This window comes from Burkholderia mayonis, from assembly GCF_001523745.2.
GTDB classification, from domain to species: domain Bacteria; phylum Pseudomonadota; class Gammaproteobacteria; order Burkholderiales; family Burkholderiaceae; genus Burkholderia; species Burkholderia mayonis.
In genome coordinates, this window is the sequence record NZ_CP013386.1 from 1,658,052 (window position 1) to 1,678,683 (window position 20,632).

Sequence of the window (20,632 nt, forward strand, 5' to 3'; positions counted from 1 at the left end):
GCGTGGCGTCGGGCGTGCCGCAGTGCGCATCGTGTGCGGGGCTGAAACGTCACGGAAGCGGTCCGTGACGCTCGCCGGCTCCGGACCGGCTCGCACACGCTTCGATCCACGTTCGCTTCATTCATTTTCGATTCGCCGATTCAATCGATTTTCCTTCCGATGCCGCATCTCACCGCACTCGCCATCGCCAATTACCGATCGCTGCGCGAACTCATCGTGCCGCTCGCGACGCTCAACGTGATCACCGGGCCGAACGGCAGCGGCAAGTCGAGCCTGTATCGCGCGCTGCGCCTGCTCGCGGATACCGCGCAAGGCCGCGTGATTCCGTCGCTTGCGCGCGAGGGCGGGCTGCCGTCGACGCTGTGGGCGGGGCCCGAGCGCTTCTCCCGCGGGATGCTGACGGGTGAGATGCCGGTGACGGGCACGGTCCGCAGCGAGCCGGTGAGCCTGAAGCTCGGCTTCGCGTGCGACGACTTCGGCTACGCGATCGACCTCGGGCTGCCGCCGCCGAACGGCGAGACCGAGTTCGGGCTCGATCCGGTCGTCAAGCGCGAGTGCATCTGGGCCGGGGCGATGCCGCGGCCGTCGACGCTCCTCGTCGACCGGCGCGGTGCGCAGCTTCGCACGCGCGACGAAGCGGGCGACTGGCAGGCCGTGCCGCAGCCCGTCGCGAGCTTCGACAGCATGATGACCGAGTTCTCGGACCCGCGCGGCGCGCCGGAGATGATCGCGGTGCGCGAGCGGATTCGCTCGTGGCGCTTCTACGATCATTTCCGCACCGACGCGCTCGCGCCCGCGCGGCTTCCCCAGGTCGGCACGCATACGCCGGTGCTGTCCGACGACGGCGGCGATCTGGCGGCCGCGCTGCAGACGATCTACGAGATCGGCGCGGCCGCGGCGCTCGATGCGGCGATCGACGACGCGTTTCCCGGCGCACGGATCGAGATCGACAATCCCGGCAAGCGCGGCCGCTTCGAGGTGCTGATGCGGCAGCCGGGGCTGTTGCGGCCGCTGCGCGCGGCCGAGTTGTCGGACGGCACACTGCGTTATCTGCTGCTCGTCGCGGCGCTCTTGACGCCGCGTCCGCCGGCGCTTCTCGTGCTGAACGAACCGGAGACGAGCCTGCATCCGGATTTGCTGCCCGCGCTCGGCCGGCTGATCGCGCAGGCGGCCGAGCGTTCGCAGGTGATCGTCGTGTCGCATGCGGCGCGTCTCGTCGCGTCGCTCGAACGCGAGCCGCGCAGCCATTCGATCGTGCTCGAGAAAGAGCTGGGCGCGACGCGGATCGTCGATGCGGATGCGCTCGACCGGCCGGCGTGGAAGTGGCCGGCGCGGTGAGCGCGTCCGCCCGCGCTTACAAGGCAGGCGAGGGCGGCGCGGCGGCCGTGGGGGGCGCGGGGCGTGGGCGTATGATTGGCTCGTTCGTTCGTTCGTTCGTTCGCTCGCTCGCTCGGCATGGCACCGAGTTGGGCAACCGGGCGCGACGGTCGGGCTCACGAGCGCCTGTTGAGCACTCACGAGCGGCGAGCGACGCGTGATGCGTGACGATCGGCAAGTCCCGAGCGGCCGGCGGTGTCGAAGGTCGGCGGTACGAGGGCTGGAGGCGACAAGCGAGATAAGCGGCCGAAGCGGTCAAGCGCGGCGTCGTACGGCGTATTGCGGCGCACCACGACGCCGCCTATCCGAACGCCGGGCCCCGGCAAAACGCGGCGAAAATCGCCAAAAAGGACCATGTTGCTGGACAATGCCCGCCGCGGCTGCAAACATGCGGCTGGTCCGAGTGTATCCCGCCTGTAACAAGCCCCAAAAAATGCAATCGGCCCGCTGGGTCGCGCGTCAATCGCCAATAATGACAGTTTGCGGGCGCTGCCCGACGCCGGCTCGCTGGCTGGCCGCCACTGGAGATCGTACCCATGAGAATTGCGCAGATCGCCCCGTTGACCGAGTCGGTGCCGCCGAAGCTGTACGGCGGAACCGAGCGCGTCGTGTCGTACATCACCGAGGCGCTCGTCGACCTGGGCCATGACGTGACGCTGTTCGCGAGCGGCGACTCGATCACGCGCGCGAAGCTCGACGCGGTATGGCCGCGCGCGCTGCGGCTCGATTCGTCGATTCGCGACCGGATCGCGCCGCACATGCTGCTGATGGAGACCGTCGCGCGCCGCGCTCGAGACTTCGACGTGCTCCATTTCCACATGGACTACTACTCGTTCTCGGTCTTCAAGCGTCAGGAAACGCCGTTCGTGACGACGCTGCACGGCCGTCTCGATCTGCCCGAGCAGCAGCCGGTGTTCGACACGTTCGACACCGCGCCCGTGATCTCGATCTCGAACGCGCAGCGTCAGCCGATGCCGCAGGCGAAGTGGCTGACGACCGTCTACCACGGGCTGCCGGAGACGCTCTACACGCCGCAGCCCGTCGAGCAGTCGTATCTCGCGTTCCTCGGCCGGATCTCGCCGGAAAAGCGCGTCGACACGGCGATCCGGATCGCGCAGCGCTGCGGGATGCGCCTCCGGATCGCCGCGAAGATCGATGCGGCGGACGAAGAGTATTTCGAGCGCGAGATCAAGCCGCTCTTCGCGCTGCCGCATGTCGAGTACATCGGCGAGATCGCCGATCACGAGAAGGCCGCGTTCCTGTCGGGCGCGCATGCGCTGCTGTTCCCGATCGACTGGCCCGAGCCGTTCGGCCTCGTGATGATCGAAGCGATGGCGTGCGGCACGCCCGTCATCGCGTTCAATCGCGGCGCGGTGCCGGAGGTAATCGACGAGGGTATGTCGGGGTTCATCGTCGAGGACGAGATCAGCGCCGTCGCGGCCGTGAACCGGCTGCACACGCTGTCGCGCGAGCGCGTGCGCGCGCGCTTCGAAGAGCGCTTCACGTCGCGCCGGATGGCGCAGCAATACGTCGACGTCTATCAATCGCTGATTCGCGCGCAGAAGCGCGCGCGCTTCAAGGTAATCGATTCGGCGTCTTGAGCGAACGAGGGCTGCGCGTATCGCGCCGCCCGCCGCGCGCGGCCGGTCGTCGGATCGGACCATCGGACGGCGCACAAAAAAACGGCGATGCGCATGAAAGCGCATCGCCGTTTTCGCGGCGGCCGCCGCTTGCCGTCGGTGCGGCGGCCAGGCGTGTCGGCGTCAGATCTTCAGCTTCGTGACCTTCGTGCCGCTGATCGACACGTCGCCCATCAGGCCGGCGTTCGTCAGCACGACTACTTCGACGGGCGCAGTCGCCGTCGTCGTGTCGATCGCGCCGTTCGCACCCATCTTCACGAGCGCGACCGATGCGTCGGCGCCTGCGGCCCAGCCTTCCGAGCCGCGGAACTTGTCGAGCGCGTCCTGCGTCATGAACAGGAACACGATCGCCTTCGACTGCGCGCCTGCCTGCAGGCCGACCGACAGCGACGACGTGTTGTAGTAGCCGACCGTCGCACCGCCGACGCGCAGCGAGCCGTTGCCGGTCTGGCCGCCGATGATGAGACCCGCCTGGATCACGTCCGGGAACACGAGCACGCCGCGCGACTTCGCGACGAGTTCACGCGAGCCGGGCACCGTCGAGTACAGGCGCGACAGCGTCGCGTCGACGCTTGCATCGATGGCTTGACGCTTCGACGCGTTGGTCGCGGCGGTGGCGGGCTTGTCCGGCGTCGTCGTGCAACCGGCGAGCGCCAAGCTGCCCACGACGAGCGCGGCGGCGGCTTTCAACACGAGATTGCGTTTCTGCATCGTCTTTCTCCATCAAGTGTAGATCAGCGTGATTCCCGCGAACGGGCATGTCACGCGGGACTTTATAACACAGCGAATCGCTTCGCCTTACCGCTGTAAGGTGAAAGACCGTCAAATCGCATTTCATTGTGCGACGGCGCCCGTATGCGCGCGTTGTCCTGGGCCAAGGTTTGCTTCGGTGAACGATGTCTCGTACTGCGCAACTTCAGTGATGGGAAACGGGCGGCTTGATGGGTGGGCGCCTCAGTGCGCGGCGCACGAGGCCGATCACCACGCCGCACGCGAACAGGAACGCGGCGGGGACGATCCAGTAGCCGACGAACGCATGCCACAGATAGCTCGCGAGCGTATGCCTGCGCACCGCGAATTCGTCGCGCGCCTCCTGCTGGCGGCGTGCGTTCGCCGCCAGCACGTCGGCAGGGCAGCCCGCCGCGCGCGCTTCGTCCGGCTCGCCACGGCAGACCGCCGCCGCGCCCGCCGCGCGTTGCGCGTCGGTGAGTTCCCAGGTCGTCAGCGCGAGCTTGAGGTCGGCGTGGTTGTAGGCCATCTCCTCGCGGATCTCACGCACGGCGACGATCGCGACGGGCACCGCCCAGAACACGATTACGATCAGCCAGCGGCGGAACCAGCGGCTTTGTCTCCATGCCATCCCGTGCCTCCGTTTGATGCGCGGTGCGCATCCGTCATGAGGGCGGCCCGATGGCAATTCTTTTGAGTGGGGAGGGCCGCGCTGCAGCCATCATAGAAGAAAATGCGGCCAAATGCCGCAGTCGGCCGCGCGCCGACGCGTGCGCCGCAAAATAAAATGCCGCGCCCGTCGAAACGGTGCGCGGCATCGTGCCGATTCGCTGGAGGCGTCAGGCGGCAGGCTTCGCCGACAGGCAGTCCTTCATGAACGCCTTGCGGGTGTCGCCCGTCTTGCCGGCGGCTTGCGTGTTGCAGGCCTTCATTTTTTCCTGCTGCGACATCTTCTTCGCCGGCTTCGCCGACAGGCAGTCCTTCATGAATGCCTTGCGCTCGTCGCCCGTCTTGCCGGCAGCCTGCGCGTTGCAGGCCTTCATCTTGTCCTGTTGGCTGTTTGCGGCAAACGCGGGCGAAGCCAGCATGCCGCCGACGAGCAGCGCGGCCATCAGCGATCGGATCTTCATTGGACACTCCCAGTGGGTGAATTGCATCTTGTTCGATAAGCCGCGAATCGCGCGGCTGCGCGGGTCGCGGTTTGCATTATGGCAAATCGGCGCTGAAACGACAAAATACTCGGGAAAACGAGCGGTGCGCTATTTTTCGCGTGAAGCGGGCGCGGCGGCCCGGCGCAGGATGCGGCCAACCGCTGCGGCCGAATTGTTTTTAGAAAGATTGTAAACATTTCGACGCCGCGGGCTTTTCGGGCGGACGCCCGATGCCGGCGCCGTGTACCCGGGCGAAGCCGGGCCGCGCGGCGATGCCGTCGAATCTGTCTATTTCGAGATAACGCGAGCCGGCGCGGCGCATGCGAATCGGCGCGATGCGAACGCATCGCGCGGGAGTGCGAACGATTGTGACGCGCACCGCACACCCGGCGCGTGCGGCTTGGGCCGCGCGCCCGCGCACTCGGGATAACTCCGCCCTTGCCGGACAGTGGTCCGCTGCCGTTACAATCGCGGCCATGAACGCACCGACATCTTCCAATACCCCCAACGTTTCGAGCGCGGCGCCGCGCGCGCTGCCACGCATCGCCGTCCTCGCGACGGGCGGCACGATCGCGGGCGCGGCGCCCGACGCCGCGCAGACGGCCGGCTACCAGGCGGGCGCGCTCGGCGTCGACCGGCTGCTTGCCGCGGTACCCGCGCTCGCGCAGATCGCGACGATCGAGGCCGAGCAGATCGCGAGCATCGACAGCAAGGACTTGTCGCCCGCACTATGGACGACGCTCGCCGAGCGGATCGACGCGCTCGCCGCCAATGACGCGATCGACGGCATCGTGATCACGCACGGCACCGACACGCTCGAAGAAACCGCGTACCTGCTGCATCTGACCGTGAAGACCGCGAAGCCCGTCGTGATGACGGCGGCGATGCGGCCCGCGACCGCGCTGTCGTCCGACGGCCCGCTCAACCTGCTGAACGCGGTGGCGGTCGCAGGCAGCACGGCGGCGCGCGGGCAGGGCGTGCTCGTCGCATTCAACAACCGGATCCATAGCGCGCGCGACGTCGTGAAGACGAGCACCTACGCGGTCGACGCGTTTCATTCGCCGGAACTCGGCGCGCTCGGCTGGGTGCAGGACGGCCGCATCGAATTCGCGCGCCGCGCGACTCGCCCGCACACGCTCGACTCGCGCTTTTCGATCGGCGCGGCATGGCCGCAGGTCGAGGTGATCGTCAGCTACGCGGGCACATCGCGCGCGATGGTCGACGCATGCGTCGCCGCGGGCGCGCGCGGGCTCGTCGTCGCGGGCACGGGCAACGGATCGATCCACGCGACGCTGCAGACGGCGCTCGCCGAGGCGGCGGCGAAGGGCGTCGCGGTCGTGCGCGCGTCGCGCGTCGGCTCGGGCCACGTGATGCGCAACGGCGCAGCGAACGACGACGCGCTCGGCTTCGTGAGCGCGGGCTCGCTCAACCCGTACAAGGCGCGCGTATTGCTGATGCTCGCACTCACAGCGGGCGTCGCCGGCGTGCACGAATTGCAGCAGATATTCGACACGTATTGATCGGCGCGCGCAGCGCGCGGCTTGCCGAGCGGGCCGCAGCGCACCGCGTCGAATCGCGCGTCGAATCGATTCGGAGGAAACATCGACGCGCAAGAAAAAAGCGGACCCGCAAGTCCGCTTTTTTCATGATGCCCGCTGCGCGCGCGTCGTTCAGGACTGCGGCGGAATGACGAGCTTCTGGCCCGGGTAGATCCTGTCCGGGCTCGACAGCATCGGGCGGTTCGCCTGGAAGATCACGTCGTTCTTCGAGCCGTCGCCGTAGTACTTCTCGGCGATCTTCCACAGGTTGTCGCCGGAGACGACGTCGTGGTACTGCACTTGCGGATCGTCCGGCTGCAGGTCGTCGTCGTTGACGCCCGCGACGCCCTGCACGTTGCCCGCCGCCACCTTGACCTTGGCCTTCGTGTCGAGGTCCGCGACGCTGCCCGACAGCGTGACGGTGCGCGACGCGCCGTCGAATGCGACCGTCAGGTTCGACGTGTCGAGACCCTGTGCGGAGATGTAGTTCTTGATCGCATCGGCGGCCGTCTGATTGGCGGCGGCGGGATCGGCTGCGGCTTGCTCGTCGCTCTTGCCGAGCAGTTTTTCACCCGCCTCTTTGATGAACGAAAGAAGACCCATCGCAACACTCCTTCAGGTGATTGAAAAAAGATGCGCCGTGAAGTCGCGAGAAGCACCGCAGCGGTGCGAAGCTTCTCGAAAGGCGTCGCGAAAGTGTAGGCGCTCGCGTTGCAAATTGCATGAAAAATCGCTTCGGCGAACGTAAAGAAATGTAATACGCGCTATGACGAATCCGACAGACGGACACCCGACGACGACGTCTGACCGACCAAGGCTTCCCCGTCGACGCCGAGTGCCGCTGCGGACCCACCCGCCGCTCTCAGCCGAAAGCGGCTTCATTTGCCTCGTCGCGTGCATGCCGCACGCGGCGAGGCGCCCCATCGAGGATGCGTCGCGCACGCATCGCATTCGATTGCATCGAGCGTCACGCGGACGACTCGTTGTCGTGATAGGCGTCGATGTCGCGGCGAAGGCCGGCGACATCGCGATCCTGTTCCCGCTCGCGCGAACGACGCGCGTGCGAGCTTGCATTCGCGCTTCGTCGCGCCCCGCGTCGCACGATTCGACGGATCGCGCCGGTGCGATCGCTCAGGCGACCTTCGCGTCGCTCGGCGGCTCGCCGATTTCGAAGTTCGACATGATCTCGAGCGCGCGCACGATCGCCGAGTGATCCCACGCGCCGCCGCCGTTCGCCGCGCACACGCCGAGGAGCTGCTGCGCGCTCGCCGTATGCGGCAGCGCGATGTTCATCCGGCGCGCGCCGTCGAGGGCGAGATTCAGGTCCTTGCGATGCAGGTCGATTCGGAAGCCCGGGTCGAACGTGCGTTTCGTCATCCGTTCGCCGTGCAGCTCGAGAATGCGCGACGACGCGAAGCCGCCCATCAGCGCGCGGCGCACGCGCTCCGGATCGGCGCCCGAGCGCGCGGCGAACAGCAGCGCCTCGGCGACCGCTTCGATGTTCAGCGCGACGATGATCTGATTCGCGACCTTGCAGGTCTGGCCCGCGCCGTTGTCGCCGATCAGCGAGACGTTCTTGCCCATCAGATCGAAGAGCGGCTTCGCGCGCTCGAACGCGCGTTGCGGGCCGCCGACCATGATCGTGAGCGTCGCATCGCGCGCGCCGACTTCGCCGCCCGACACGGGCGCATCGAGATAGTCGCAGCCGAGTGCATTGATCTCTTTCGCGAAGTCGCGCGTGTCGAGCGGCGAGATTGAGCTCATGTCGATCAAGAGCTTGCCGGCGGCGAGGCCCTTCGCGACGCCGTCGTCGGCGAACAGCACGTTTCGCACGTCGGGCGTGTCGGGCACCATCGCGATCACGATTTCCGACGCCTGCGCGACGGCCGTCGAATCCGCGACGACTTGCGCTCGATCGCGCAGGTCGGCCGGCACCGGATACGCGCCGTTCACGACGAGGCGGTGACCGCCCTTGAGCAGGTTGCGCGCCATGTGCGCGCCCATGATGCCGAGGCCGATGAAGCCGATCGTTGCCATTGCAGTGTCTCCTGTGAATCCTGTGAATCGTGCGTTCGGAATGAGCGGATGCGCTCGCGTGCGAGCCGGATCAAGCGGCGCTGCGTGCGTGCTTCGCGTCGACGTGCGCGATCCGCCGCCGCCAGCCGAGACCTTCGGCCGTCGTCGTGCGCGGCTTGTATTCGCAGCCGACGTAGCCGTCGTAGCCGAGCGCGTCGAGCAGATCGAACAGATACGCGTAGTTGATCTCGCCCGTGCCGGGCTCGTGGCGGCCCGGGTTGTCCGCGAGCTGGACGTGCGCGATCGATCCAATGTGCTGCCTGATCGTCGCCGCGAGCTCGCCCTCCATTCGCTGCATGTGATAGATGTCGTACTGCAGGAACAGATTGTCGGAGCCGACCGCGCGGATCACGTCGAGCGCATCGGCCGAGCGGTTCAGCGCGAAGCCCGGGATGTCGTACGAATTGCACGGCTCGACGAGCAGGCGAATGCCCGCCTGCTTCAATTCGGCGGCGGCGAAGCGCAGGTTCTCGACGATCGTGACGAGCGTCGTGTCGCGCTTCTGGCTCGCCGACGGAATGCCGACGAGGCAATTCACCTGCGGCACCTTCAGCGCGTGTGCATACTCGATCGCGCGGCCGACGCCGTCCCGGAATTCGCCGACGCGATCGGGCAGGCACGCGATCCCGCGCTCGCCCTGGTCCCAGTTGCCCGCAGGCAGGTTGTGCAGCACGAGTCGCAGGCGGTTTGCTTCGAGCCGCTCGGCGAGTTCTTCCTTCGCGTACGGATACGGGAACAGGAACTCGACGGCATCGAAGCCCGCGTCGGCCGCCGCCTTGAAGCGGTCGAGAAACGGCGCCTCGTTGAACAGCATCGTCAGATTGGCTGCGAATTTCGGCATGTCGGTGGTCTCGCTGGTCGGTCAGTTGGGCAAGTCGATCAAATTGATCGGCGAAGCTGATCAATGGCGCAAAGCAATGAAGGCGGCACGCATCAGTCGAGCAGCGAGATCGCGGTCGGCGCATGCTCGGCCTTGTCCGCGAGATCCTCGAACTCGTTGATCGCGTCGATCTCGGCGCCCATCGAGATGTTCGTCACGCGCTCGAGGATCACTTCGACGACGACGGGCACGCTGAACTCGGCCGTCATCTGCCGCGCGCGTTCGAGCGCGGGCGCGATCTCTTCCGGCTCGAACACGCGCAGCGCCTTGCAGCCGAGCCCTTCGGCCACGGCCACGTGGTCGACGCCGTAGCCGTTCAATTCGGGCGCGTTGACGTTGTCGAACGCGAGCTGCACGCAGTAGTCCATGTCGAACGCGCGCTGCGCCTGGCGGATCAGGCCGAGATACGAGTTGTTGACGACGACGTGCACGTACGGCAGCTTGAACTGCGCGCCCACCGCGAGCTCTTCGATCATGAACTGGAAATCGTAGTCGCCCGACAGCGCGACGATCGGGCGCCGCGGATCGGCCGCGCGCACGCCGAGCGCGGCGGGAATCGTCCAGCCGAGCGGGCCCGCCTGGCCGCAGTTGATCCAGTTGCGCGCCTTGAATACGTGCAGGAACTGCGCGGCAGCGATCTGCGACAGCCCGATCGTGCTCACGTAGCAGGTGTCGCGGCCGAACGCCTTGTTCATCTCTTCGTACACGCGCTGCGGCTTGACCGGCACGTCGTCGAAATGCGTCTTGCGCTGCAGCGTGCGCTTGCGCTGCTGGCAGTCGGCGACCCATGCGCCGCGATCCTTCAGCTTGCCCGCCGCCTTCCATTCGCGCGCGAGCTCGACGAACAGTTCGAGCGCCGCCTTCGCATCCGACGCGATCCCGAGATCGGGGCCGAACACGCGGCCGATCTGCGTCGGTTCGATGTCGACGTGGACGAACTTGCGGCCCTTCGTATAGACGTCGATGCTGCCCGTGTGGCGGTTCGCCCAGCGGTTGCCGATGCCGAGCACGAAGTCGGACGCGAGCAGCGTCGCGTTGCCGTAGCGGTGCGACGTCTGCAGGCCGACCATGCCCGCCATCAGCGGATGGTCGTCGGGAATCACACCCCACGACATCAGCGTCGGAATCACCGGCACGCCGAGCGTTTCCGCAAATTCGACGAGCAGGTGCTCGGCGTTCGCGTTGATCACGCCGCCGCCGGATACGATGAGCGGGCGCTCGGCGTCGTTCAGCATCGCGAGCGCGGCCTCGATCTGCGCGCGCGTCGCGCGCGGCTTGTAGACGGGCAGCGGCTCGTAGGTCGCGATGTCGAATTCGATCTCGGCCAATTGCACGTCGATCGGCAAATCGATCAGCACGGGGCCCGGGCGGCCCGAGCGCATCAGGTGGAACGCCTGCTGGAACACGCGCGGCGCGAGCGCCGGCTCGCGCACCGTGACCGCCCATTTCGTGACGGGCTTCGCGATCGATTCGATGTCGACCGCCTGGAAATCTTCCTTGTGGAGCCGCGCGCGCGGCGCCTGGCCGGTGATCGCGAGGATCGGGATCGAGTCGGCCGATGCCGAGTAGAGGCCCGTGATCATGTCGGTGCCGGCCGGGCCCGACGTGCCGATGCACACGCCGATGTTGCCGGGCGCGGCCCGCGTGTAGCCTTCCGCCATGTGCGACGCGCCTTCGACGTGCCGCGCGAGCACGTGCCCGATCGCGCCCGAGCGGCGCAGCGCCGAGTACAGCGGGTTGATCGCGGCGCCCGGCACGCCGAACGCGGTCTGCACGCCTTCCTTCTCGAGCACGAGCACGGCGGCGTCGACGGCTCTCATCCTGGCCATGAAATGTCTCCTTGTTCGATGCGAATCGCGGGTATCGCTGGTGTCGAAGACACTTTAGGGACGCAGGAAAGGTTTGATAAGATTCGCTCGAGTCGCTTATTTCGAAACTAAAAGTATCGAATGCCGGGCGCATGCGGCGGCGTCGGGCGGGCAGGAGACAGCGGATGGACCGGTTCAAGCAGATCGAAACCTTCGTGCGGGTCGCCGACGCGGGAAGTCTCGCGGCGGCCGCGCTCGAGGAAGGGGTGTCGCCTGTCGTGCTCGGGCGTCGGATCGACGCGCTCGAGAGGCGGCTCGGCGTGAAGCTGATATACCGGTCGACGCGCCGGCTCGTCGTCAGCGAAGACGGCGCGGCGTTCCTCGAACACTGCCGCGGGCTCCTCTCCGAGTGGGCGCAGGCGGAGAACGAGATCGTGGCTGGGCGCCGCGCGGTGAGCGGGCACCTGATCGTGTCGGCGCCCGCCGCGTTCGGCCGCAAGCACGTCGCGCCGCTCGCGCCCGCGTTCGTCGCCGACAAGCCCGACTTGCAGATGTCGTTCAACCTGACTGATCGCGTGGTCGATCTCGTGCGCGAGGGCTACGACCTGTCGATCCGGATCGGCGGCGCGGTCGATCCGAACTTCGTCGCGGTGAAGCTCGCGTCGAACCGGCGCGTCGTGTGCGGGACGCCCGAGTATTTCCGCCGGCACGGCCGGCCGAAGACGCTCGACGACCTCGCGGCGTACAACTGCCTCGCGTTCAACCTGCAGGGCGGGCAGAACCGCGGCTGGTATTTCCGGCGCAACGGCAAGCTCGTGACGATGCGCGTGTCGGGCACGCTCGACTGCAACGACGGCGAGCTGCTGCACCGCTGGGTGTCGGAGGGGCTCGGACTCGGCTGGCGCTCGACGTGGGAGATCGCGCAGCAGCTCGCGCGCGGCGAGCTCGAAACCGTGCTCGACGAATACGCGCTGCCCGACTACGACATTCTCGCCGTCTATCCGCAGCAGCGCTACGTGCCGGCGCGGGTTCGCTATTTCATCGACTATCTGCGCGACGTGTACGCGCGGCCCGGATATTGGGAAGGCGCCGAGTGAGCGCGCCGGGCGCCGCGCGCGCGTTCTTTCGCGCGCGGCGCCAGTTCGCCAGTTCGCCAGTTCGCCAGTTCGCCAGTTCGCCAGTTCGCCAGTTCGCCAGTTCGCCAGTTCGCCAGTTCGCCAGTTCGCCAGTTCGCCAATTGATCAGCCGATCAGCCGATGCCGGTCGGTCTCCGCGCTACCCGACGACGAGCACGCCGTTCATCGTCTCGTGCCCGGAGCCGCAGAAGATGTCGCACAGGAACTGAACCGTTCCCGCGTCGCCCGCCTGCGCGGCGACGCGCACGACCGCGCCCGGCGGCACGTCCGCACGCACGCCGTACTGCGGGATCGAAAAGCCCATCACGGTGTCCTGCGCGGTCAGTTCGAACACGACCGATTCGTGCGGCGCAAGCGCGATCCGGTCCGGCGTGAACACGAAACGCCGCGCGTGAACCTTGATCACGCGCGGCTCGGCGGCGCGCACGCGCGACATGTCGACGCCCGCGAGCGCGGCAAGCGCCGCACCGCCCGCGATGAGCAGCCAGCGGCGGCGCGATGCGGACGCCGCCGTCGCCGGCGTCCGGCCGCGAAGCGCATGCGGATCGAAAAAAAAATGGCGCATCGCTCGCTCCTCAGACGGCTGGTTGCGGTTGCTTCGCGCCGACGGGCATCTCGGTCAGCGCAAGCGCGCGCGTCGCGTCGCCGACGCGCACCTCGCGCCAGCCGAGCCCGTGATACGGCGCGGCGGCGTCCCACGGCACCGGCAGGCGCTTGTCCTGCGAGCCGGGCGCGGGCAGCGGGAACATCAGCGAGCGCGCCGCGTGATGCGCGATATGGCCCGTCATCGCGTGATGTTCCTGGTGGATGTGCCCGTAGAACACGGTGACGTTCGGATAGGGCATCAGCACGTCGACGACCTTCGCGCCGTCGCGCGTCGCCCAGTCCCACTGCGGCGCGAGATCGAAGAGCGGCCGGTGTGTGAACACGACGATGCGCGCGTCCTTCGGCTGCCGCGCGAGATCCTGCGCGAGCCAGTCGATCTGCGCATCGCCGACGCGGCCGGCCGGATCCGACACGTTGTCGACGACGACGAAATGCACGCCCTTGTGATCGAACGCGTAGTGCGTGTCGCCGAAGATCTCGCGGTACGCGGCGCCCGCGTCGAGACTCGCGTCGTGCTCGCCCGGCATCAGGTGGAGCGGCTTCACCTTCAATTGCGCGACGATCGACTGGAACTGCCGCATCCGCTCGCGGCGCTCGGCGGGATCGTCGGTCGTGTGCGTGAGGTCGCCCGTGAACATCACGAAGTCGGGCGCGACGGGCAGCGCGTTGACCGCTTCGATTGCCTTCGGCAGCGTGCCGTGCGCGTCGGGGTTGATCGCGGGGCCGGTGAAGCCCCAGTGCGCGTCGGAGAGCTGGGCGAAGAAGAAATCGGCGCCGCCGTCGGCGGCGAGGCTCCAGCCGGGCAGCGCGGACGCGAACGCGACGCCGCCTCCACATGCGGCGAGGCGCAGGAAATCGCGGCGCTTCAGGGACGGGGTCGGGTTCGGCATGGCGGCTCCTTCGCAAGTGACGGTACGTACCTGTCATACCGTCGCCGCGCGGCGAGTATTCCCGGTTTATTTTTCGTCTCCGCGCGCGGGCGGCGGGAATAAACTGGATCGATGGGCGGTAGGGATGCTTGACCGCGTGCGTGCCGTTTCCGGCGGCGTCGTGCGCCGGACGCGAGCGGCCGGCGGCCGCGCATCCAGGGGAGGCGACGTGGGTCAATTCGGCCGGATGGTCGACGAACGTGACGCGGGCGACATGGACGATACGGGCGACGTGGCGGCGCGCGGCGAGCGCTTCCGGGCGCTCGCGCTGCCGCATCTGGACGCCGCGTACAACCTCGCGCGCTGGCTGTGCGGCAACGCGAGCGACGCGGATGACGTCGTGCAGGAGGCGTGCATGCGTGCGTTCCGCTTTCTCGATTCGTGCCGCGGCGACAATGCGCGGCCGTGGCTGCTGACGATCGTGCGCCACACCTGGTACACCGAATGGCGGCGGCGGGCGAACGCGCGCGAAGTCGCGTCGGCCGACGCGCTCGACGCCGCGGATTCGCCGGACGACTGGCACCCGGCGGCCGAGGATCCGCTCGCGCTCCTGATGCGCAGCGAAGATGTCCACCGCGTGAACGACGCGCTCGCGAAGCTGCCGCCCGAGTATCGCGAGGTGCTCGTGCTGCGCGAAATGGAGGATTTGAGTTACCGCGAGATCGCGGCGGTTACCGATGTGCCCGTTGGCACGGTGATGTCGCGGCTCGCGCGGGCGCGCAGGCGTCTCGCCGCGTTGCTCGGCGACGCGCACGACGTGCCGGCGCCGCGCGCTGGCCGCGCGCAGGCGCAGGCGAGCGCGCGCGCGGCGGCTGGCGAAGGGGGCGCGCCGCCGTCCGGAACCGCATCGGAGGCCATTGATGGACTGTAACGAAACGCGCGCGCTGCTCGACGCGGACGTCGACCGCGAACTCTCCGCGCCCGACGCGTTGCGGGTCGAGCGGCACGTCGACGGCTGCGACGCGTGCCGCCTCGAGCGCGACCGGCTCGTCGCGCTCGGTCGGGCGGTGAGGCAGGCGGAATACCATCGCGCGTCGGACGCGCTGCGCGCCCGCATCGTCGCGGGATTGCCGGTTCCGGACGCGCCGCTTCCGGACGTCAGGGCTCCTGATGGCGGCCCGCCCGCCGCGCGAACATGGCGCTGGTTCAGCCGGCCTGGCCCCCGCGGCGCGCCCGCCGGCCCGGCAGTCCGCTGGCCGCGTCCGCGCGCCGCCGCGCTGCCCGGCCTCGGCTGGGGCGTCGCATTGGCGATCGCGCTTGCCGCGGCGGCCGGCCTCACGGTCGGCACGCGCCGCGCGGCGACCGAGCGCATCGTCGACGAAATCGTCGCGAGCCACGTGCGGGCCGGCCTGTCGTCGCGGGACATCGACGTGATCTCGACCGACCGGCACACGGTCAAGCCATGGTTCAACGGGCGCCTCGACTACGCGCCGCCCGTCGTCGACCTGAGCGCAAGCGGCTTCACGCTCGCGGGCGGCCGGCTTGATTACATCGGGCAGCGTCGCGTCGCGGTACTCGTGTACCGCTACCGGCAGCACGTGATCGACGTCTACGTGCGGCCGTGGCCGTCGGGCGAGGGCGGGGCGGCGCCTTACGCGACCGTGTCGCAGGGTTACGCGCTCGACCGCTGGGACGCGGCGGGCATGACGTGGTGGGCGGTGACCGATGCGGAGCCGTCCGCGCTCGCGGCGTTCAGGACGGCGCTGACCGCGCGCGTCGCGGCGCCGCGAACCGAATGACGGCGCCGCGCGCGATGCGACCCCGTCAAGATCCAGTTCGATCGCGCGACGAACGCCGCGCCGGCCCGGCGATGCCAAGCGGCCGCCTGCCCAAGTCGTTGAAAACACGGCCGAATCGCGCGGCGAATCATCGATGAATCTTGCACGCGACCCATATCCGGGTTAGAATATTTGGCTTCTCACTTGTCACACCGGTTCCGACGCCCGGGTGGCTTCAATCCACAAGGAGTGTGTATGCGTCATTACGAAATCGTCTTCATCGTGCACCCCGATCAAAGCGAGCAAGTGCCCGCGATGATCGAGCGCTACAAGTCCACGATCACGTCGCATGGTGGCCAGATCCACCGCGTCGAAGACTGGGGCCGCCGCCAACTGGCCTACATGATCGAGAAACTCGCGAAGGCTCACTACGTCTGCATGAACATCGAGTGCGACCAGGCGACGCTCGACGAACTCGAACACGCGTTCAAGTTCAACGACGCCGTGCTGCGTCACCTCATCGTCAAGATGAAGAAGGCCGAAACCGGTCCGTCGCCGATGATGAAGGAAGTTCAGCGCGAAGAAGCCAAGAAGGCGGCTGCCGCTCAGCCGACCGAAGCGCAGGCTTAACGCAACAAGCCACCAGGAAAGGAGCGCGTCGCTTTCGTGAACAGGCTGCAATTGACGGCGAGCGTCGTCGAGCGTGAACCGGTGCGGTACACCCCCGCCGGCGTTCCGATCGCAAGCGCCACGTTGCAGCATCGCACGGAAGTCGTCGAAGCAGGCATCGCCCGGCAGGTCGAATTGACGATCCCGGCCGTGGCGGCAGGCGAGGCGAGCGGCAAGCTGGAAGGCTGCGAGATGGGCGTCGAGACGCTCTTCACAGGTTTTCTGGCGAAAAAGAGCCGTAACGCGAGAACCTTGGTGTTTCACATCACAGCATTGCAGGACATTGGAAAGGACTGAACATGGCCCGCCCCACTGGTAAGAAATTCGACAAGCGTCGTCAGCAACAAAACCCGCTCTTCAAGCGCAAGAAGTTCTGCCGCTTCACGGCAGCCGGCGTCGAGCAGATCGACTACAAGGACACGGAAACGCTGAAGGACTTCATCGGCGAGAACGGCAAGATCACGCCGGCGCGTCTGACGGGCACGAAGGCCCACTATCAGCGCCAGCTGGATACGGCGATCAAGCGCGCGCGTTTCCTCGCGCTGCTGCCGTACACGGATCAGCACAAGGCGTAATCAGGCGACGCAATAAGGAGAATTCGAATGCAAATCATTCTGTTGGAAAAAGTCGCCAATCTGGGCAACCTCGGCGATATCGTCAAGGTCAAGGACGGTTACGCTCGCAACTTCCTGATCCCGAACCGCAAGGCACGCCGCGCGACGAAGGACGCGATCGCTGAATTCGAAGTCCGCCGCGCGGAACTCGAAAAGGTCGCCGGCGAGAAGCTGGCCGCCGCGCAAGCGGTCGGCGAGAAGCTGAGCGGCCAGTCGTTCGAAATCACGCAGAAGTCGGGCGTCGACGGCCGTCTGTTCGGCTCGGTCACGAACGGCGACGTCGCGGAACTGCTGAAGAAGGCGGGCTACGAAGTCGAGAAGGCGCAAGTGCGCATGCCGGAAGGCCCGCTGAAGATGATCGGCGAGCATGGCGTGCAAGTTGCGCTGCACACCGACGTCGTCGTCGACGTGACGGTCAACGTGATCGGCGATCACGCGTAAGCGACATGCAGTCTCTACGGGCGGCGCACGCCGCCCGACATGAAGGGCAGGGGCCCGGGCAACCGGTTCCTGCCTTTTTTCGTTTCTCGGCGTTCCCGACGCCCGCTGGCGAAGCCGCGCCCATTTCGCGATAATCCGAAGCCATGAACGCGCCGAAAGATCCCCAAATCGAATCGCTGAAAGTCCCGCCTCACTCGATCGAGGCCGAGCAGTCGGTGCTGGGCGGCCTGCTGCTCGACAACGGCGCCTGGGACCGGATCGCCGACTTCCTGTCGCAAGGCGACTTCTACCGGTACGACCACCGCATCATCTTCGAGCACATCGGCCGTCTGATCGCGTCGACGCGCCCGGCCGACGTCGTGACCGTCTACGAGGCGCTGACGACGTCCGGCAAGGCGGAAGACGTCGGCGGGCTCGCGTACCTGAACGCGCTCGCGCAGAACACGCCGAGCGCCGCGAACATTCGCCGTTATGCGGAAATCGTCCGCGATCGCGCGGTGCTGCGCCGGCTCGTGTCGGTCGCCGACGAAATTTCGGCCGACGCGTTCAATCCGCAGGGCAAGGAAGTCCGCCAACTGCTCGACGAGGCCGAGTCGAAGGTGTTCTCGATCGCCGAGGACGGCGCGCGCGGCACGCAGGGCTTCCTCGAGATCGGGCCGCTCCTCACGCAGGTCGTCGAGCGGATCGACACGCTTTATCACACGGCGAATCCGAGCGACGTGACGGGCACGCCGACGGGCTTCGTCGATCTCGACCGGATGACGTCCGGCATGCACGGCGGCGAGCTGATCATCGTCGCCGGCCGGCCGTCGATGGGTAAGACGGCGTTATCGATGAACATCGGCGAATACGTCGCTGTCGAGTACGGGCTGCCCGTCGCGGTGTTCTCGATGGAAATGCCGGGCACGCAGCTCGTGATGCGGATGCTCGGCTCGGTCGGCCGGCTCGACCAGCATCGGATGCGAACCGGGCGCCTCACCGACGAGGATTGGCCGAAGCTCACGCATGCGGTGCAGAAAATGAGCGAGGCGCAACTCTTCATCGACGAGACGGGCGGCCTGAATCCGATGGAACTGCGCTCGCGCGCGCGGCGCCTCGCGCGCCAGTGCGGCAAGCTCGGGCTCATCATCGTCGACTACCTGCAGCTGATGACGGGCTCGTCGCAGGGCGAGAACCGCGCGACCGAAATCTCGGAAATTTCGCGATCGCTGAAGAGCCTCGCGAAGGAGCTCGATGTGCCGGTAATCGCGCTATCGCAGCTCAATCGCGGGCTCGAGCAGCGGCCGAACAAGCGGCCGGTGATGTCGGACTTGCGGGAATCGGGCGCAATCGAACAGGACGCGGACGTGATCCTGTTCATTTACCGCGACGAAGTGTACAACCCGGACAGCCCCGACAAGGGCACGGCCGAGGTCATCATCGGCAAGCAGCGTAACGGCCCGATCGGTCCCGTTCGACTCACGTTCCTGGGTCAATACACGAAGTTCGACAATTTTGCAGGGGCGCAAAACTTCTACGGCGAGTAGCGCCGGATGTAAACCCCAATTTCGCAAAACGTTGTATCTCGTCGCCGTCGTCGCAATCGGGCGCTTGGCGGGCAACGGTAAAACAGTACAATGTCGCCGGTTTTTGTGACAGCCGTTTGACCATCTTTCAGGAATCCCATGTTCGGTCGATTCATGCCCACCGAGGGCAAGTTCTTCGAAATCTTCAACGCGCACGCGAATTACATCGTCTCCGGCGGACGCGAGCTCGAACTTCTGATCGACAATCTCGCGGACGCCGAGATTCACAAGCAGAATGTGCAATCGGCCGAGAAGGCCGCAGACAAGTTGACGCACGAAGCGATCGACCTGCTGCACAAGACGTTCATCACGCCGCTCGACCGCGACGAAATCCATAAGCTGATCACGACGATGGACGACATCCTCGACCTGATGGAGGACGTCGCGACCGCCGTGTCGCTGTACGACGTGCAGTCGGTGACGTCCGAGGCGAGCCAGCTCGCGCACATCGTCACGCAGTCGGCGCAGCACGTGCAGGCGGCCGTCGCGCTGCTGTCGGACATGAAGCAGTCGAGCCAGATCCTGAAGGCGTGCGAGGAGATCGATCGCTGGGAATCGGAGGCTGACCGCGTGCTGCGCGCGGCGATGTCGAAGCTCTTCCGCGAGGAAGACGACGTCAAGACGCTCATCAAACTGAAGGCGATCTACGAGCTGCTCGAGCAGATCACCGACAAGTGCGAGGATGTCGCGAACATCATCGAAGGCATCGTGCTGGAAAACGCCTGAGCGGATCACGATGCATTCGATACAACTCGCCTTGTGGGCCGTCGCGGCGCTCGTGCTCGTCGCGCTCGTGTTCGATTTCATGAACGGCTTCCACGACGCCGCGAACTCGATCGCGACCGTCGTGTCGACCGGGGTGCTGAAGCCCCAGCAGGCCGTCGTGTTCGCGGCGGCATTCAACGTCATCGCGTATTTCATCTTCCACCTGAAGGTCGCGCAGACCGTCGGCAAAGGCACGATCGACGCGAGCATCGTCGATCACTACGTCGTGTTCGGCGCGCTGTTCGGCGCGATCGGCTGGAACATCATTACGTGGTACTACGGGATTCCGTCGAGCTCGTCGCATGCGCTGATCGGCGGGCTCGTCGGCGCCGCGGTGTCGAAGTCGGGCTGGGGATCGCTCAACATCGACGGGCTGATGAAGACCGTCGCGTTTATCTTCATCTCGCCGCTCCTCGGCTTCATTCTCGGGTCGCTGTTCATGCTCGGCGTGTCGTGGCTGTACTTCAGGACCGCGCCAAGCAAGGTCGACCGGCGCTTCAGGCGGCTGCAGCTATTGTCCGCGAGCCTCTATAGCCTCGGCCACGGCGGCAACGACGCGCAGAAGACGATCGGCATCATCTGGATGCTGCTGATCGCGTCGGGCTACGCGTCCGCGACGTCCGACGCGCCGCCCGTGTGGGTGATCGGCGCGTGCTACCTGTCGATGGGGCTCGGCACGCTGTTCGGCGGCTGGCGGATCGTCCGCACGATGGGCCAGAAGATCACCAAGCTGAAGCCGGTCGGCGGCTTCTGCGCGGAGACGGGCGGCGCGCTCACGCTGTTCGTCGCCTCTTGGATGGGCATTCCGGTATCGACCACGCATACGATCACGGGTGCGATCGTCGGCGTCGGCGCGACGCGCAAGCTGTCGGCCGTGCGCTGGGGCGTCGCGGGCAACATCGTGTGGGCGTGGGTGCTGACGATTCCCGCGTCGGCGCTGATCGCGGCGGCCGGCTGGTGGATCGGCCACCGGGTGTTCTGACGGCCTGA

At 66.9% G+C, this 20,632-nt stretch carries 23 protein-coding genes; 14 read left to right on the forward strand and 9 right to left on the reverse strand.

The window, feature by feature from the left end; all coding sequences use genetic code 11:
- Window positions 1-159 precede the first annotated feature (159 nt).
- Together WS70_RS08295 and WS70_RS08300 are read left to right on the forward strand one after the other, a co-directional pair.
- The gene (locus WS70_RS08295; RefSeq protein WP_059597085.1) at window positions 160-1,338 is read left to right on the forward strand and encodes an AAA family ATPase; all 1,179 of its coding nucleotides are present in this window, start codon (window positions 160-162) and stop codon (window positions 1,336-1,338) included.
- A 575-nt stretch (window positions 1,339-1,913) separates the two neighbouring features.
- A complete protein-coding gene (locus WS70_RS08300; protein ID WP_059471286.1) occupies window positions 1,914-2,978 on the forward strand; it encodes a glycosyltransferase family 4 protein in 1,065 nt (354 codons plus the stop codon).
- Between the two features lie 162 nt (window positions 2,979-3,140).
- Here the strand turns inward: WS70_RS08300 and WS70_RS08305 are convergent, their stop codons facing one another.
- The 3 genes from WS70_RS08305 to WS70_RS08315 all read right to left on the reverse strand — a co-directional run bounded on the left by WS70_RS08305 (window position 3,141) and on the right by WS70_RS08315 (window position 4,876).
- Window positions 3,141-3,728 carry a BPSL1445 family SYLF domain-containing lipoprotein gene (locus WS70_RS08305; protein ID WP_059471287.1) on the reverse strand — a complete coding sequence of 196 codons (588 nt, stop codon included), beginning with the start codon at window positions 3,726-3,728 and terminating at the stop codon, window positions 3,141-3,143.
- 205 nt (window positions 3,729-3,933) lie between these two features.
- Window positions 3,934-4,377, reverse strand: a complete 444-nt coding sequence (locus WS70_RS08310; protein WP_059597084.1) for a hypothetical protein — start codon at window positions 4,375-4,377, stop codon at window positions 3,934-3,936.
- 208 nt (window positions 4,378-4,585) lie between these two features.
- Entirely contained in the window at window positions 4,586-4,876 is a 291-nt protein-coding gene (locus tag WS70_RS08315) for a PsiF family protein (protein ID WP_059471289.1), read from the reverse strand.
- A 497-nt stretch (window positions 4,877-5,373) separates the two neighbouring features.
- Between WS70_RS08315 and WS70_RS08325 the strand changes: the two genes are divergently transcribed.
- On the forward strand, window positions 5,374-6,417 hold the full coding sequence (locus tag WS70_RS08325) for an asparaginase (protein ID WP_059597083.1): 1,044 nt from the start codon (window positions 5,374-5,376) through the stop codon (window positions 6,415-6,417).
- A 150-nt stretch (window positions 6,418-6,567) separates the two neighbouring features.
- Here the strand turns inward: WS70_RS08325 and lysM are convergent, their stop codons facing one another.
- From lysM to gcl, 4 genes are all read right to left on the reverse strand, one after another.
- Complete coding sequence (gene lysM, locus WS70_RS08335) at window positions 6,568-7,038, reverse strand: peptidoglycan-binding protein LysM (RefSeq protein ID WP_010103083.1); 471 nt, start codon at window positions 7,036-7,038, stop codon at window positions 6,568-6,570.
- 528 nt (window positions 7,039-7,566) lie between these two features.
- A complete protein-coding gene (locus WS70_RS08350; RefSeq protein ID WP_059597082.1) occupies window positions 7,567-8,472 on the reverse strand; it encodes a 2-hydroxy-3-oxopropionate reductase in 906 nt (301 codons plus the stop codon).
- A gap of 70 nt (window positions 8,473-8,542) precedes the next feature.
- Window positions 8,543-9,352: a 2-oxo-tetronate isomerase gene (otnI, locus tag WS70_RS08355; RefSeq protein WP_059597081.1), complete on the reverse strand. Its 810-nt coding sequence runs from the start codon at window positions 9,350-9,352 to the stop codon at window positions 8,543-8,545.
- A gap of 92 nt (window positions 9,353-9,444) precedes the next feature.
- Complete coding sequence (gene gcl, locus WS70_RS08360; protein ID WP_059597080.1) at window positions 9,445-11,220, reverse strand: glyoxylate carboligase; 1,776 nt, start codon at window positions 11,218-11,220, stop codon at window positions 9,445-9,447.
- A 164-nt stretch (window positions 11,221-11,384) separates the two neighbouring features.
- On the opposite strand from gcl, the gene WS70_RS08365 reads away from it, so the two are divergent.
- Window positions 11,385-12,296: a LysR family transcriptional regulator gene (locus tag WS70_RS08365; RefSeq protein ID WP_059597079.1), complete on the forward strand. Its 912-nt coding sequence runs from the start codon at window positions 11,385-11,387 to the stop codon at window positions 12,294-12,296.
- Window positions 12,297-12,474: 178 nt separating this feature from the next.
- Here the strand turns inward: WS70_RS08365 and WS70_RS08370 are convergent, their stop codons facing one another.
- Together WS70_RS08370 and WS70_RS08375 are read right to left on the reverse strand one after the other, a co-directional pair.
- On the reverse strand, window positions 12,475-12,900 hold the full coding sequence (locus WS70_RS08370; protein ID WP_059469136.1) for a cupredoxin domain-containing protein: 426 nt from the start codon (window positions 12,898-12,900) through the stop codon (window positions 12,475-12,477).
- 10 nt (window positions 12,901-12,910) lie between these two features.
- Complete coding sequence (locus WS70_RS08375; protein WP_059469137.1) at window positions 12,911-13,831, reverse strand: metallophosphoesterase family protein; 921 nt, start codon at window positions 13,829-13,831, stop codon at window positions 12,911-12,913.
- A 208-nt stretch (window positions 13,832-14,039) separates the two neighbouring features.
- Between WS70_RS08375 and WS70_RS08380 the strand changes: the two genes are divergently transcribed.
- The 10 genes from WS70_RS08380 (at window position 14,040) to WS70_RS08425 (ending at window position 20,624) form a co-directional block, all read left to right on the forward strand.
- A complete protein-coding gene (locus WS70_RS08380; protein ID WP_059597143.1) occupies window positions 14,040-14,741 on the forward strand; it encodes an RNA polymerase sigma factor in 702 nt (233 codons plus the stop codon).
- Complete coding sequence (locus WS70_RS08385; protein WP_059469138.1) at window positions 14,731-15,609, forward strand: anti-sigma factor family protein; 879 nt, start codon at window positions 14,731-14,733, stop codon at window positions 15,607-15,609. The genes WS70_RS08380 and WS70_RS08385 overlap by 11 nt, the downstream gene beginning before the upstream one ends.
- A gap of 234 nt (window positions 15,610-15,843) precedes the next feature.
- Window positions 15,844-16,218: a 30S ribosomal protein S6 gene (gene rpsF, locus WS70_RS08390; protein WP_006026202.1), complete on the forward strand. Its 375-nt coding sequence runs from the start codon at window positions 15,844-15,846 to the stop codon at window positions 16,216-16,218.
- Between the two features lie 36 nt (window positions 16,219-16,254).
- Complete coding sequence (priB, locus tag WS70_RS08395; protein WP_010103106.1) at window positions 16,255-16,554, forward strand: primosomal replication protein N; 300 nt, start codon at window positions 16,255-16,257, stop codon at window positions 16,552-16,554.
- A gap of 2 nt (window positions 16,555-16,556) precedes the next feature.
- Window positions 16,557-16,832, forward strand: a complete 276-nt coding sequence (gene rpsR, locus WS70_RS08400) for a 30S ribosomal protein S18 (protein ID WP_004193360.1) — start codon at window positions 16,557-16,559, stop codon at window positions 16,830-16,832.
- Window positions 16,833-16,859: 27 nt separating this feature from the next.
- The gene (gene rplI, locus WS70_RS08405) at window positions 16,860-17,312 is read left to right on the forward strand and encodes a 50S ribosomal protein L9 (protein WP_059469139.1); all 453 of its coding nucleotides are present in this window, start codon (window positions 16,860-16,862) and stop codon (window positions 17,310-17,312) included.
- Between the two features lie 5 nt (window positions 17,313-17,317).
- Window positions 17,318-17,446, forward strand: coding sequence for a DNA helicase (locus WS70_RS32760; protein ID WP_082715882.1), 129 nt, complete (start codon window positions 17,318-17,320; stop codon window positions 17,444-17,446).
- A gap of 9 nt (window positions 17,447-17,455) precedes the next feature.
- On the forward strand, window positions 17,456-18,838 hold the full coding sequence (locus WS70_RS08415) for a replicative DNA helicase (protein ID WP_059469140.1): 1,383 nt from the start codon (window positions 17,456-17,458) through the stop codon (window positions 18,836-18,838).
- A 138-nt stretch (window positions 18,839-18,976) separates the two neighbouring features.
- Window positions 18,977-19,603 carry a DUF47 domain-containing protein gene (locus tag WS70_RS08420; protein WP_010103114.1) on the forward strand — a complete coding sequence of 209 codons (627 nt, stop codon included), beginning with the start codon at window positions 18,977-18,979 and terminating at the stop codon, window positions 19,601-19,603.
- A gap of 10 nt (window positions 19,604-19,613) precedes the next feature.
- Window positions 19,614-20,624 carry an inorganic phosphate transporter gene (locus tag WS70_RS08425; protein WP_059469141.1) on the forward strand — a complete coding sequence of 337 codons (1,011 nt, stop codon included), beginning with the start codon at window positions 19,614-19,616 and terminating at the stop codon, window positions 20,622-20,624.
- The last annotated feature ends 8 nt before the right edge of the window (window positions 20,625-20,632 follow it).